This is a genomic window from Bradyrhizobium sp. JHI2711 (assembly GCF_056156565.1).
Genome location: NZ_JBPZPT010000002.1, coordinates 600557 through 613337, shown reverse-complemented (window position 1 = coordinate 613337; position 12781 = coordinate 600557). Strand labels below are relative to the sequence as shown.

The following is a 12781-nucleotide window of genomic DNA, read 5'->3' as shown; positions in this document are numbered from 1 at the left end:
ACTTGATCCTGCTCGTCATTGCGAGGAGCGAAGCGACGAAGCAATCCAGACTGCATCCGCGGAGAGATTCTGGATTGCTTCGCTTCGCTCGCAATGACGGGTGAGGCGATACCTTACCTGTTCGTCCCAAAGATCTTCCGCGCCTCGGCCGGTGACGCGATCTCGCGGCCGGCGCGCCTTGCGCAGGCGGCGACGGCCTCGATCAGCTGGCCGTTCGACGTCACCTTCTTGCCGTCGGCGAGATAGAAGGTGTCCTCGAGGCCGGTGCGCAGATGACCGCCGAGCTCGGCGCAGCGCTGGTGCAGCGGCCAGATCTCCTCGCGGCCGATGGCGGTGACCTGCCAATGCGCCTCGGGGCGCTTCAGCTTGATCAGGATCGGCAGCAGTTCGGGATCAGCAGGCATGCCGGAGGCGACACCCATCACGAAATTGTACTCGAGCGGGCCGTTGTACATGCCGACCTGGTGGTACATGCCGACGCAGCGGACGATACCGACGTCGAAGCATTCGAACTCGGGGATGGTGCCGGCCGCGTTCATGACGTCGAGATAGTCCTTCACCTTCTCGACCGAATTGTCGAACATCATCGGTGGCCAGGCCCAGCTGTTGTCGGCCTTCACCTTCAGGTAGTTCAGCGAGCCGGCATTGCAGGCGGCAATCTCGGGCTTCGTCTCGCGGATGCAGTCGAGCGCGCCTGAGTAATTCGGCCCCGACACGCCCGAGGTGTGGTTGATGATCACGCCCGGGCAGGCTTCGCGGATCGCCTGCTGGATCTCCTTGCTGACCGCGACCTCCCAGGACGGCAGATGTCCCTTGCCCGGCGCCTGCTGGCGCAGATGGATGTGCATGATGGACGCGCCGGCCTCGAACGCAGCCCTGGCCTCGCGCGCCATCTGCTCGGGCGTCACGGGCACGTTGTGCTGCTTGGGGTCGGTGAGCACGCCATTCAGCGCGCAGGTGATGACGGTCTTGTCGCTCATGCGTTCAATGTCTCGCACGTTGAGAATTCAACGCTTGCGATCATGAGACGCGCGACATGCGGCTTCTTGCGCGGAGAAGCTGGGAAAAGACGAGCTTTCGTAGGGTGGGTTAGCCGAAGGCGTAACCCACCACTGTCTGCCTCCGTGGAAATTGACGAGGTGGGTTACGCCGAGCAGCTGCGCTTCGCGCATCTGATCGGCTAACCCACCCTACGAAGCCTCCGCCATCCGCACGGTCTCGGTGCTGCGGTAGATCGCAAGATCGCGCGAGCCGACGAAGATCGCCCGCGGCTTCAATCCGTAGAAGCGGCGGATCGAGTGGCTGAAATGCGTGGAATCGGGATAGCCGATGTCCTGCGCCAGATGGGCGAGGTTGAGGTCCTGGTTGGCGAAGTGCAGCAGATACCGCGCGCGCTTCCAGGCGCGGAAGGAGCGGAACGAGATGCCGGTCTCCTCCTTGAACAGGTGCAGGAAGCGCGAGGCCGAGAGGCCAGCTTCAGCGGCGCAGGTATCCGCCGTCACCGGCTCACCGGAGAAGCGCTCGATGCGGGCCACCGCACGCATCACGCGCGGATCCAGCACGCGGCGCGGCAGCGCCTCGCCAAAGCACATCTCGTCGAACTCGGCCGTGGTGATGTCGCCATAGCGGCGCTGACGCAGCAAGGCGTAGGCGGCGAGGATCTTGCGGGCATAGGCGGCCTGATCGGGTCCGGTCAGGCGCGCGGCCAAGGCTTCAATCACGCCATCCGCCATGCTTTCCGGCTCCAGCGTCACGCTGATGACGGTGCGATAGTCGCTGGCGATGGAGTGCCGCTGGTTCGGCAGGGTGACGAACAGCTCGCCGGTGGCGAGAACGTCGTCGATAGTCAGGTGCAGATTGCCCTTCACCGCGACATAGACATGGCAGCAGCCGGGTGTCCGTTTGCGCGGACGGCCGAGCAGGCCCGCATAAAACACCCGCTCCGGCGTGATCAGCATCAGGTGGTCGGATTCGCGACCGTTATATTCCATTGGGTTCCTCCTCGCGCGGCTCTCTGGCCGCTGCGGACGGTGGTCACCTTAGCGGAAATTTGGGCGCTGTCACGGTAGGGTAGCGCTGTCAAAAGACATGGCGCGTCGTGGACGCGCAATAGCGCGAACCGGGGAATCTCGAGGTTCCGGGATCGCGCTTCCGCGCCCCGGAATGACAGCCTCCCTTACGCCCTCACCCTCGGCGCGACATTCTGCTCTTGCCCGGCCTTTTGCTCCGCAGCAACCGCGCGCTTGAAACCCTCGCGCTGCTGCAGACGCGACCAATAGGCTGCGACGTTTGGCCCGAAATCCTTGGCAAGCCCGATATTGCTCGCGAGCCGAAGCGCGTAACCGATGACGATGTCGGCGGCGGTGAAGCGGCCAGCGCACAATGTTTCGGCATTCGCGGTCGCTGCCTCGACGGCGCGCAGTCTCCCCAGAAACCATTTCGCGTAATCGGTGGCGACCTGCGGGTTGCGGCGCTCCTCCGGCTCGAGCTGGGTGTATCTCAGCACCAGCGTTTGCGGGAAGGTTAACGTGGCGTCGCTGAAGTACATCCAGTTCAGGAACGTGCCGTAGGCGGGATCTTCAGGGCCGACCATCAAGGGCGTCGGGCCGTATGTGATGCCGAGGTAATGGCAGATGCCGGAGGATTCCGTCATCCTGGTCTCGCCGTCGATCATGAAGGGGATGGTGCCGAGCGGGTTGAGCGCGAGATAGTCCTTGGCGAAGACGCGCGGCGGGAACGGCAGCATCTTCAATTCATAGGGCAGCCCCATCTCCTCCAGCATCCAGAGCGGACGGAACGAGCGCGCGGCGTCGCAATGATACAGCGTGATCATCAGGCGTTTCCTTTGCTGCCGGGCAACGTGCCCATCATCTTGCACAGCACCATCAGCATGACCTCGTCGGCGCCGCCGCCGATCGAGGTCAGGCGGCTGTCGCGATAGGCGCGGCTGACCGGCGTCTCGTTGGTAAAGCCCATTCCGCCCCAGTATTGCAAGCAGGCGTCGGTGAGCTCGCGGCCGAGCCGCCCGGCCTTCAGCTTGGCCATGGTCGCGAGCCGCGTCACATCCTCGCCGGCGACCAGCTGCTCGCCGGCGCGATAGATCAGCGCGCGCAGGAGCTCGACCTCGGTCTGCATCTCCGCGAGCTTGAAGTGCACGACCTGGTTGTCGAGGATGGACTTGCCGAAGGCTTTGCGGTTGCGGGTGTATTCGATGGTCTGGTCGATGATGTATTCGTGCGCCTTGAGGCAGGCGGCCGCGCCCCACAAGCGCTCCTCCTGGAACTGGATCATCTGGTAGGTAAAACCCTGGCCTTCCTCGCCGATCCGGTTGCGCTTGGGCACGCGGACATTGTCGAAGAAGATTTGCGCGGTGTCGGAGGAGCGCATCCCCATCTTGTCGAGTTTTCGCGCGACAGTGACACCCTTGGCCTTCATGGGCACGCAGATCAGCGACTTGTTGCGGTGAACGGGGCCGTCGCCGGTGTTGGCGAGCAGGCAGATCCAGTCGGCCTGGGTGCCGTTGGTGATCCACATCTTGCCGCCATTGATGACGTAATCGTCGCCGTCAGAGCGCGCCTGGGTCTTGATCGAGGCGACGTCCGACCCCGCACCGGGCTCGGAGACGCCGATGCAGGCGACGTAATCGCCCGAGATCGAGGGCGCCAGGAATTCGCGCCGCACCTCATCCGAGCCGAACCGCGCCAGTGCGGGCGTTGCCATATCGGTCTGCACTCCGATCGCCATCGGCACGCCGCCGCAGGTGATGGCGCCCAGCTCCTCCGCCATCATCAGCGCGTAGGAATAGTCGAGGCCGGAGCCGCCGAATTCGACTGGCTTGTTCAGACCGAGGAAGCCGAGGCTGCCCATTTTCTTGAACAACTCGTGCGCCGGGAAGATGTCGGCTTTCTCCCATGCGTCGACGTGCGGATTGATCTCGTTGGCGATGAATCTTTGTAGCGAGCGGCGGATGTCGTCGTGGTCGGCGGTGAATAACATTCTCTCTCAGCCTCGTCATTCCGGGACGCGCCCCTTGGCGCGGGCCCGGAATCCATAACCTCCGCTTGTGGTTATGGATTCCGGGATCGCTCCGCTTCGCTCGCGCCCCGGAATGACGCGAGGAGAGAGCGTTCAAAGACCCATCTGCCGCGAGGCCAGATCCTTCATGATCTCCTCGGTGCCGCCGCCGATGGCGTTGACCTTGACCTCGCGATAGATGCGTTCGGCCTTGATGCCGCGCATGAAGCCGGCGCCGCCGAAGATCTGCACGGCTTCCGAGGCGCAAAAAGCCATGGTCTGCGTCGCCTGGTTCTTCATCATGCAGATTTCGGCGACCGGGCTCTCGCCCTGCTCGAGCCGCCAGGCCAGCATCTCCAGCATCGCTTGCGATGCCGCCACCTTCTGCGCCATGTCGACGATCTTGTGGCGGATGACCTGGTGCTGCGCGAGCGGCTTGCCGAAGGTCTTGCGCTCCTTTGCGTAGGCGATGGCCTCGTCGAGGCAGACCCGCGCAAAGGCGGTGCAGCTCGCGGCCATGCCCATGCGCTCGCTGTTGAAGTTCTGCATGATGATCTTGAAGCCTTGGCCCTCCTCGCCGATCAGGTTCGCGGCGGGCACGCGGCATGCATCGAAATACAGCGTCGCGGTATCGGAGGCCCACCAGCCCATCTTCTTCAGCTTGGTGCGCGACAGTCCGGGCGTATCGCCGTCGATCAGGAGCAGGCTGACGCCGCCGGCGCCCTCGCCGCCGGTCCGCACCGCAACCGTCAGGTAGTCGGCACGCATCCCTGAGGTGATGAAAGTCTTCTCCCCGCTGACGACGTAGTGATCGCCGTCGCGCCGCGCGCGCGTGCTCAGGTTGGCAACGTCGGAGCCGCCGCCCGGCTCGGTGATCGCCAGTGCGGAGATCTTCTCGCCGGCCAGCACCTGCGGCAGCACGCGCGCCTTCACCTCGGCGCGTGCGGCCCGCGCGATCGGCGGCGAGCCGATCGTATGGCTCATCAGGCTGGCGCTGACGCCGCCTGCGCCGGCGCGCGCAAGCTCCTGGCTCGCCACGATCTTCATGAACTGGTCGGCGGCGATGCCGCCATATTCTTCCGGGAATCCAAGTCCCAAGAGGCCAATTTCGGCCGCCTTGCGGTAGAGCGTGCGCGGGAATTCGCCCGCTTCGTCCCATTCATGGGCGAAGGGCGCGATCTCCTTCTCGACGAACCGCCGCATCGCGTCGCGGAACGCGTCGTGCTCGGCGGTATAGAACGGGCTCTTCATCGCGAGACTTGCCTCGACCGGATTCGTCCCGGCCACCATGGCTGTAACCTGCGCCGTTCACTTGCGCGGAGTGGCTGATCGGCGCGAACGCTTCGAACAAGCCAGCAACGCACCCCCAGCGGATTGCTGTCACAACGTCAAGAACAGCGCAAACGGCTCTTCCACCGTGCGGCGCAAGTGCTTTCGATACAAGGCGTGGTTGGGATCCTCGGGCGCAACCCGGCCCAAGGAAGGTTTTGGGATATTCCTGAGCGGCACATAGGCGATCGGCGCGGCGATCGGCGTGAGCTGCGAGCCGGGCCCGGCGCGCAGCGTCGAGATGATGCCGTACATCTCGCCTGATACCGTCGGCCGCGACACCGTGATCACGCGGTGCTGGCCGTGCTTGATGATGACGAGGTAGATGAAGCCGGACTGATGCGGAACGGCGACCTCGCCGGTATGCTCGTAGGCGGCATCGGTCCGATCGCCCTCGCGGAAGACCAGCGACGAGAGCTTCGGCTCCCAGGCGATCTCGGTGCGATAGGCGAAGATCGCATCCTTGTCGCCGAACGACGGCCGCAGGGTGATGTAGACGTCCTCGAGCCAGGTCACCGCGCGATGGGCATAGGAGCCGAGGCTGTCGGGCGCGACGTCGTTTGCGGCGGGAGGCGCCGCCGCGACGACATTTTTGCGCAAGGAAACGCCGAGCGCCTGCTCCAGCCGGACTGTCGTCGCCAGCGTGAACGGCCGCCGGCCGCCGAGCACCTTCTCCAGCGTCGACAGGCTGAGCTTGGCTTGCTCGGCCAGCGCCTGCCGCGACATCCGGCGCCGGGCGAGCTCCTCGCGAATGGTCTCGGCGATCTCGCGGCTCTGCTCGTCCGAAAGCTGCTTGTCCGTGAGTTTGTCCTGCATCTGCATCGTCAGCCCCGCTCCAGGCCGGTCACTCTAGCAGGGCGGACAAACCAGCACAAAACCGCACATGACCGCCCCGGCTCAAGCGAGCCTGGGCCGGCCGCGGCGGAACATTGCCGATCATTCTGCTCGCGAAATCCCGCCCCGCCGGCGGATGCTGAGGACCAGCAAACATGCTTCGGAGCAAGCCAAATGAACGCCTACGACACGGCCGACGGCGACGACCACCCGCTGTTGAGCCGCCTCATCAAGGTCGGACTGTTCCTTCTGGCGCAGGGCATCGCCGTGATGCTGGTCGCCTTCCTGGCCCTGCTGGTGAGTTTCGGGGCGAGCTGGTCGGCGACGACCGAACAGGCCAGCCTGCTCCAGCCCGGCGAAGCACGGTCGGGCAGCCTGCTACTGAAAGAGGACGGCACTACCACGGAGGCGATTCGCCTCGGGACCGATATCGACATTACCGTGTCGGGCCCGACCTTGCGCGCCCGCGTCACGCAAGCATTTCGCAACCCGACCAAGGATTGGGTCGAGGCCACCTACGTCTATCCGCTCGCGGCCGGCGGCGCCGTCGACACACTGAAGATGGTGGTCGGCGACCGCGTCATCATCGGCGACATCAAGGAACGGCAGCAAGCGCGCGTGATCTACGAGGAGGCGCGCCGCGCCGGCCAGAAGGCCGCGCTCACCGAGCAGGAGCGGCCGAACATCTTCACCAACTCGGTCGCCAATATCGGTCCCGGCGAAACCGTGCTGGTGCAGATCGAGTACCAGGAGCCGGTGCATCAAGTCGGCAACGAATATTCGTTGCGCCTGCCGCTCGTGGTCGGGCCGCGCTACAATCCCGCACCGATCATCCAGAGCGTCGATTTCCGCAAGGACGGCTCGGGCTGGGGCGCGACGTCGTTGGACCCGGTGCCGGATCGCGAGCGCATCTCGCCCCCTGTGCTGGATCCCGCCAAACATGCGCCGCTCAATCCGACCAGCATCATTGTGCGCCTGCAGGCCGGCTTTGCGCTCGGCGAGGTCAAGAGCCACCATCACAACGTCAAGACGGAAAGCCCTGATAACATGACGCGCGTGGTGACGCTCGCCGACGGTGCCGTGCCCGCCGACCGTGATTTCGAGCTGACCTGGAAGCCGGCTGCCGAGACAGCGCCATCGGTCGGACTGTTCCGCGAGCACATCGGCGATGCCGATTACCTGCTCGCCTTCGTCACCCCGCCGAGCGCCGAGCAGGCGACGCAGAAGCCGCTGCCCCGCGAGGTCGTGTTCGTGATCGACAATTCCGGCTCGATGGGCGGCACGTCCATCGTGCAGGCCAAGGCGAGCCTGCTTTACGCCCTCGGACGCCTGCAGCCGAATGACCGCTTCAACGTGATCCGCTTCGACGACACCATGGACATGCTGTTTCCGGCCGCCGTGCCGGCCGATGCCGCCCATATCGGCGAGGCGACCTCCTTCGTCGGCGCCTTGCAGGCGCGCGGCGGCACCGAGATGGTGCCGGCGATGCGCGCGGCACTGGCCGACAGGCTCGACACCGGCATGGTCCGCCAGGTCGTGTTCCTGACCGACGGCGCGATCGGCAACGAGCAGCAATTGTTCGATGCGATCACGACGATGCGCGGCCGCTCGCGCGTGTTCATGGTCGGCATCGGGTCGGCGCCCAACACCTATCTGATGACCCGTGCCGCCGAGCTCGGCCGCGGCGCCTTCACCCATATCGGCTCCACCGAGCAGGTGGAGGAGCGCATGCGCGGCCTGTTCGCCAAGCTGGAGAATCCGGCCGTGACCGGCCTCACCGCAAGGTTTTCCGAGGCCAATGCCGACGTCAGCCCCGCGATCATTCCCGACGTCTATCGCGACGAGCCCCTGGTGCTGGCGGCGAGGCTCGACAAGCTCGCAGGCTCGCTCGAGATCAAGGGCCGCGTCGGCGGCCGCCCATGGTCGGTGACGCTGCCGCTGCAAAACGCAGCCGAAGGCAAGGGCCTGTCGAAGCTCTGGGCCAGGCGGAAGATCGCCGATGCGGAGGTCGCGCGCACCCTGCGCGAGATGACGCCGGAGGAAGCTGACAAGGCGATCCTGGCGCTGGCGCTCGACCATCAGATCGTCACTCGGCTGACCAGCCTCGTCGCGGTCGACAAGACGCCAAGCCGTCCCGAAGGCGAACCGCTCAAGCTCAGCGAGCTGCCGATCAACCTGCCCGCGGGCTGGGATTTCGAGAAGGTGTTCGGCGAGCGGCCGCATCTGACGCCAACGCAGCTGCACGAGCGCCATGCCGATGCGCGCAATCAGCCGGCAACGCGACGGCCTATGCCTGCTGCGCCCGATGCGATCCGCCTGCCCAAGACCGCGACCTCGGCCGAGCTGAAGATGATCGCAGGCTTCATCCTGATCGTGCTCGCCCTGATCCTGTTCGTGTTCAACCGGCGTCGGACCTTGCTCACCGACGCCGCTTGAGAGAGGAGCTCCCCCGAACTCCTCTGTTAGCGCGCGCGGCTGCCCGTCCCCTCCAAACGGCCGCGCGCGCCTTTTTTCACTGTCATTGCGAGGAGCGAAGCGACGAAGCAATCCAGACTGCCGCCGCGGAGACAGTCTGGATTGCTTCGCTTCGCTCGCAATGACGAGAGACGAAACACAATGCCCCGCTTCATCTCTCCGCCGGTCCTCGCGCTTGTCGGCCTCTTCCTGTTCGGCGACGGCGCCTATATCCATGCCAAGGCGTGGCTGGCGCAGGTGCTGCTGGAGCGCGCCTTCGACCGGAGCATTGCCACGGGACAGGCGGTAAAGCCCTGGTCCTGGGCCGACACCTGGCCGGTCGCGCGGATCGAGGTGAAGCGGATCGGTGCCAGCGCCATCGTGCTGGAAGGCACGAGCGGACAAGCGCTCGCTTTCGGGCCCGGTCATATCCAGCACACGGCTGATGCGGGCGAACGCGGGATCGCCGTCTATGCCGCCCATCGCGACACTCATTTCCGCTTCCTGAAGGATGTTGCCATTGGCGACGTCATCGATGTCACGCGCAGTGACGGTCGACACTTTCGCTATCGCGCGGATTCCTCGGCCGTGGTTCGCTTCGATGCATCCGGCATCGATCCCATGGCACAGGGTTTCGAGCTTGTTCTCGCGACCTGCTGGCCATTCGATGCCGTCACATCCGGCCCCGAGCGCTACATCGTGCATGCGACATTGATTGGCGCCGACGGCTAGATCGCCGATCGGACTGACACGCACCGGTGCGCGCTTCATTCCACCACACGGCATACCAGCCACACAGTTGCCAAAGGACTCGCCATAGAACAGAGTGACGCGACACCAATAAGAACAACAGGTGAGGTCACGCCATGGAAGCCCGTGTGTCTGCTGCGCCCGCATCACGTCCATGGTCTCCGCCGCCCGATGCCAGCGACATCGTCAAGGGCATCCACGCAATGCTGCACCCGCACAACATCGTGCTGGTGGGCGCGACCGACAAGCCCGGCAATTATGCCGAGCGCATCTGGAACAATCTGATCAAATATGGTTTCGAAGGCGGGCTCTATCCGGTCAACGCCAAGCGCGATACCGTCTGGGGCGCTCCCTGCTACAAGGATTTTGCGAGTCTTCCGGAGAAGCCCGATCACGTCCTGGTGCTGGTGCCTGCGCGCTTTGCCGTGCAGGTGATCCGCGACGCCGCCGCAGCCGGCGCGCGGTCGGCCACCATCGTCACCTCCGGCTTCAGCGAGCTGCAGGATGACGAAAGCCAGAAGCTCGCTGCCGAATTGCACGCTGCGGTGCGCGAGACGGGGCTCGCGGTCACGGGTCCGAACTGCCTCGGCAATTTGAGCGCTGGCGAAAAGCTCTTCACCAATATCGACGATCGCATCGTCACCATGGAACAGGGCGCGGTGGCGATCGCCGGCCAATCCGGCGCGATCGTCATGGCGATCCGCCAGACGCTGGAAGACCGGGGTGTCGGCGTCGGCTACATGGTGACCACGGGCAACGAGGCCGGGCTCGAGACGCCGGATCTGATGCGCTACTTCGCCGAGGATCCGAGCATCAAGGTGATCGTCGTCTACCTCGAAGGCGTGCGCAACACCAAGGCGTTCCGCGATGCCTGCAAGGCGGCACGCGCGGCGAGCAAGCCCGTGATCGCGCTCAAGCTCGGCGCCTCCGAAGGCGGCCGCGCCGCGGCGATGGCCCATACCGGCGCACTCGCCGGCTCGATCGAGACGTTCGACGCGATCGCGACGCGCGAAGGGGTGATCCGGGTCGGCGGCCTCGACGAGCTGATCGAGACCACCGAGTGCTTCGTGCACGCGGCCGTTCCGAAAGGCGACCGGCTCGCCGCTGTGACGCTGTCCGGCGGCAAGCGCGGCATGCTGATCGACGCATTCTATGCCGCAGGCCTGAATTTCACGCCGCTGAGCCCGCATGTCAGCGCGGAGCTGGCGAAGATGCTCGGCCCCGGCTCGATCGTCGGCAATCCGCTCGATGCCGGCTTCGCCGCAGTGGTCGATCCCTCCGTCTACATGAAGTCGATCAAGCTGATGATCGACGACCCCGATATCGACATCGTCATCGTCGATGCCGAGCTGCCGAAGGCGCCGCACGAGCTGCGCGAGCGCAATTTGCGTATCGTCAACGAGATGGCGAGCCAGGCGGGCAAGCCGGTGATCTACATCAGTGCGATGTCGATCGGCTTCACCGAATACACCAAGGGCTTGCGGAAGTCGCTGCCGCATCTCGCGGTCATGCAGGGCATGGACCGCGCGGTGACCGCGATCAAGTCGCTGCTCGCCTATGCGAAGCTGCGCAAGGAGGTGCCCGATATCGTCTCGAGCTCGAAACCCGCCGCCCGCGCCGTGCTGGAGAAGACGTTGAAATCGGCGACCGGTGCTGCGCTCGACGAGGTCGCCTCGAAGAAGCTGCTCAAGGCCTATGGCATCCCGATCTCGAAGGAGGCGATCGCGCAGACTGCGGCGGACGCCGTCAAGATTGCCAAGCAGATCGGTTTTCCGGTCGTGGCAAAACTCGTCAGTGCGGAGATCCTGCATAAGTCCGACATCGGCGGCGTGGTGCTGAACCTCAACAGCGCAGCCGAGGTAAAGAAGGCGTTCGCCGACATCACCGCGCGGGTGGCGAAGCTCAAGGGCAAGCCGAAGCTCGACGGCATCCTGATCGCACAGCAAGTCAAGGCCGAGCTCGAGCTCGTCGTCGGCGCCTCGCTCGATGCAGAGATGGGGCCGGTCGTGCTGTTCGGCACCGGCGGCATCGATATCGAGCTGATGAAGGACGTCGCGCTCGCCGGCGCGCCGCTGGATGAGAGCGAGGCACGGCTCCTGATCGGCCGCACCAAGGCCGGCGTCAAGATGCGCGGCTATCGCGGCAGGCCGGTCTTGCACGAGGCCTCGGCGGTGAAGGCGCTGGTCGGGCTGTCCAACCTGATCGCGGATGCGGGCGATCGCATCGCCTCGATCGACATCAACCCGTTCCTGATCAACACCAGGACGGGCGTGGCCGTCGATGCCCTGATCGTGCTGAACAATGCTGCGGCAAAGCGGGCGGCCGGGCATTGACGTCGCGCCGTGCCGTAGGGTGGATTAGCGCAGCGTAATCCACCAATTCATCCCCAGGCGTACGAGAGATCGTGGCGGGTTACGCTTCGCTAACCCGCCCTACGTAACATCGCGGGCTCCTTCCAACTTCCCCGCTTTGGCCGTAAAATCGCCCCTGCATGGCACGCGCGAGCAATCTTGTGATCGGAACGGCAACGCTGGCGGCGATCGCCGTGGCGTTCGGCGGCCTGCTCGGCGCGCAGAAATGGCGCACCATCCAGAGCCGCAGCCAGTTGCGCGTGGTGTTCGAGGGCGGCTCCGCCAGCGGGCTGCGCCGCGGCGGGCCGGTCAATTTCGACGGCGTGCCCGCCGGCCAGATCCTGTCGATCAAGCTGGATAGTCCGCGCAGGATCGTGGCACTCGTCATGCTCGACAACACCGCGCCGATCCGCAAGGACACCGTGGCCGGAATCGAGTTCCAGGGCCTCACCGGCATTGCCGTGATCTCACTCATCGGCGGCGCCCCCTCTGCACCGCCGGTGCCGCTGGACGCGGACGGCATCCCGGTGCTGACGGCCGATCTCAGCGACGCCGAAACCATCGTCGAAACCCTGCACAGCGTCGACCGCACCATCGTGAACAACGCCCCCGCAATCAAGGAGGGCCTGCACACGTTCGAGACCTATACCGCCGACCTCAGGAGCAAGGGCGCCGAGATCGATTCGGTCATGGCCAAGGTCGACAGCGCCTTTGCGGGCTTCGACAAGGCGGTCGCCAAGATCGAGGGCGCGGTGCCGGGCTTCGTCGACGGCAAGGCCGACGAGCTGTTCGAGAAGATCCAGGGACTGCACGAGCTTGCCCGCACCATGAAGAAGAAGTCGGCGGCCTACCTCGAGGACATTCGCCGCTCGCTGCTCGACGTCAGCGAGGCCGCCAACAAGATGAGCGGCACGCCGGCGCCGCCGCGGCCCCCGCGCAGGCCCACCGAGCAGAAGCGGTAACGCCTCTTTCTTACCCTCCACTGGAGGGGGAGGGTCGGCTCACATGGAGCGTAGCGAAATGTGAGACGGGGTGGGGTGACGGTCTCT

10 protein-coding genes are annotated in these 12781 nt (G+C 65.2%); 4 read left to right on the top strand and 6 right to left on the bottom strand.

Annotation, left to right across the window (positions count from 1 at the left end; all coding sequences use genetic code 11):
- Window positions 1–113 precede the first annotated feature (113 nt).
- From ACTEK7_RS15390 to ACTEK7_RS15365, 6 genes are all read right to left on the bottom strand, one after another.
- Window positions 114–980 carry a beta-keto acid cleavage family enzyme gene (locus ACTEK7_RS15390; protein ID WP_225148590.1) on the bottom strand — a complete coding sequence of 289 codons (867 nt, stop codon included), beginning with the start codon at window positions 978–980 and terminating at the stop codon, window positions 114–116.
- Between the two features lie 210 nt (window positions 981–1190).
- On the bottom strand, window positions 1191–1991 hold the full coding sequence (locus ACTEK7_RS15385; protein ID WP_036023887.1) for a helix-turn-helix transcriptional regulator: 801 nt from the start codon (window positions 1989–1991) through the stop codon (window positions 1191–1193).
- Between the two features lie 185 nt (window positions 1992–2176).
- A complete protein-coding gene (locus ACTEK7_RS15380; RefSeq protein WP_036023890.1) occupies window positions 2177–2833 on the bottom strand; it encodes a glutathione S-transferase family protein in 657 nt (218 codons plus the stop codon).
- The gene (locus tag ACTEK7_RS15375; RefSeq protein ID WP_225148591.1) at window positions 2833–3996 is read right to left on the bottom strand and encodes an acyl-CoA dehydrogenase family protein; all 1164 of its coding nucleotides are present in this window, start codon (window positions 3994–3996) and stop codon (window positions 2833–2835) included. The genes ACTEK7_RS15380 and ACTEK7_RS15375 overlap by 1 nt, the downstream gene beginning before the upstream one ends.
- A 132-nt stretch (window positions 3997–4128) precedes the next feature.
- Window positions 4129–5265: an acyl-CoA dehydrogenase family protein gene (locus ACTEK7_RS15370; RefSeq protein WP_225148619.1), complete on the bottom strand. Its 1137-nt coding sequence runs from the start codon at window positions 5263–5265 to the stop codon at window positions 4129–4131.
- Between the two features lie 129 nt (window positions 5266–5394).
- Entirely contained in the window at window positions 5395–6165 is a 771-nt protein-coding gene (locus ACTEK7_RS15365) for a helix-turn-helix domain-containing protein (protein WP_057025963.1), read from the bottom strand.
- 186 nt (window positions 6166–6351) lie between these two features.
- Here ACTEK7_RS15365 and ACTEK7_RS15360 point away from each other — a divergent pair, with 186 nt between their 5' ends.
- The 4 genes from ACTEK7_RS15360 (at window position 6352) to ACTEK7_RS15345 (ending at window position 12694) form a co-directional block, all read left to right on the top strand.
- A complete protein-coding gene (locus ACTEK7_RS15360; protein ID WP_225148592.1) occupies window positions 6352–8613 on the top strand; it encodes a marine proteobacterial sortase target protein in 2262 nt (753 codons plus the stop codon).
- 180 nt (window positions 8614–8793) lie between these two features.
- Window positions 8794–9363: a class GN sortase gene (locus ACTEK7_RS15355; RefSeq protein WP_225148593.1), complete on the top strand. Its 570-nt coding sequence runs from the start codon at window positions 8794–8796 to the stop codon at window positions 9361–9363.
- A gap of 134 nt (window positions 9364–9497) precedes the next feature.
- Window positions 9498–11714, top strand: a complete 2217-nt coding sequence (locus ACTEK7_RS15350) for an acetate--CoA ligase family protein (RefSeq protein ID WP_225148594.1) — start codon at window positions 9498–9500, stop codon at window positions 11712–11714.
- A 158-nt stretch (window positions 11715–11872) separates the two neighbouring features.
- Window positions 11873–12694, top strand: a complete 822-nt coding sequence (locus ACTEK7_RS15345; RefSeq protein ID WP_225148595.1) for an MlaD family protein — start codon at window positions 11873–11875, stop codon at window positions 12692–12694.
- The last annotated feature ends 87 nt before the right edge of the window (window positions 12695–12781 follow it).

Bases quoted from the DNA above. Each gene is read 5' to 3' on its own strand.
- ACTEK7_RS15380 (WP_036023890.1), bottom strand. From the start codon at position 2,833: ATGATCACGCTGTATCATTGCGACGCCGCGCGCTCGTTCCGTCCGCTC.
- ACTEK7_RS15365 (WP_057025963.1), bottom strand. From the start codon at position 6,165: ATGCAGATGCAGGACAAACTCACGGACAAGCAGCTTTCGGACGAGCAG.
- ACTEK7_RS15385 (WP_036023887.1), bottom strand. From the start codon at position 1,991: ATGGAATATAACGGTCGCGAATCCGACCACCTGATGCTGATCACGCCG.
- ACTEK7_RS15355 (WP_225148593.1), top strand. From the start codon at position 8,794: ATGCCCCGCTTCATCTCTCCGCCGGTCCTCGCGCTTGTCGGCCTCTTC.
- ACTEK7_RS15370 (WP_225148619.1), bottom strand. From the start codon at position 5,265: ATGAAGAGCCCGTTCTATACCGCCGAGCACGACGCGTTCCGCGACGCG.
- ACTEK7_RS15345 (WP_225148595.1), top strand. From the start codon at position 11,873: ATGGCACGCGCGAGCAATCTTGTGATCGGAACGGCAACGCTGGCGGCG.
- ACTEK7_RS15375 (WP_225148591.1), bottom strand. From the start codon at position 3,996: ATGTTATTCACCGCCGACCACGACGACATCCGCCGCTCGCTACAAAGA.
- ACTEK7_RS15350 (WP_225148594.1), top strand. From the start codon at position 9,498: ATGGAAGCCCGTGTGTCTGCTGCGCCCGCATCACGTCCATGGTCTCCG.
- ACTEK7_RS15360 (WP_225148592.1), top strand. From the start codon at position 6,352: ATGAACGCCTACGACACGGCCGACGGCGACGACCACCCGCTGTTGAGC.
- ACTEK7_RS15390 (WP_225148590.1), bottom strand. From the start codon at position 980: ATGAGCGACAAGACCGTCATCACCTGCGCGCTGAATGGCGTGCTCACC.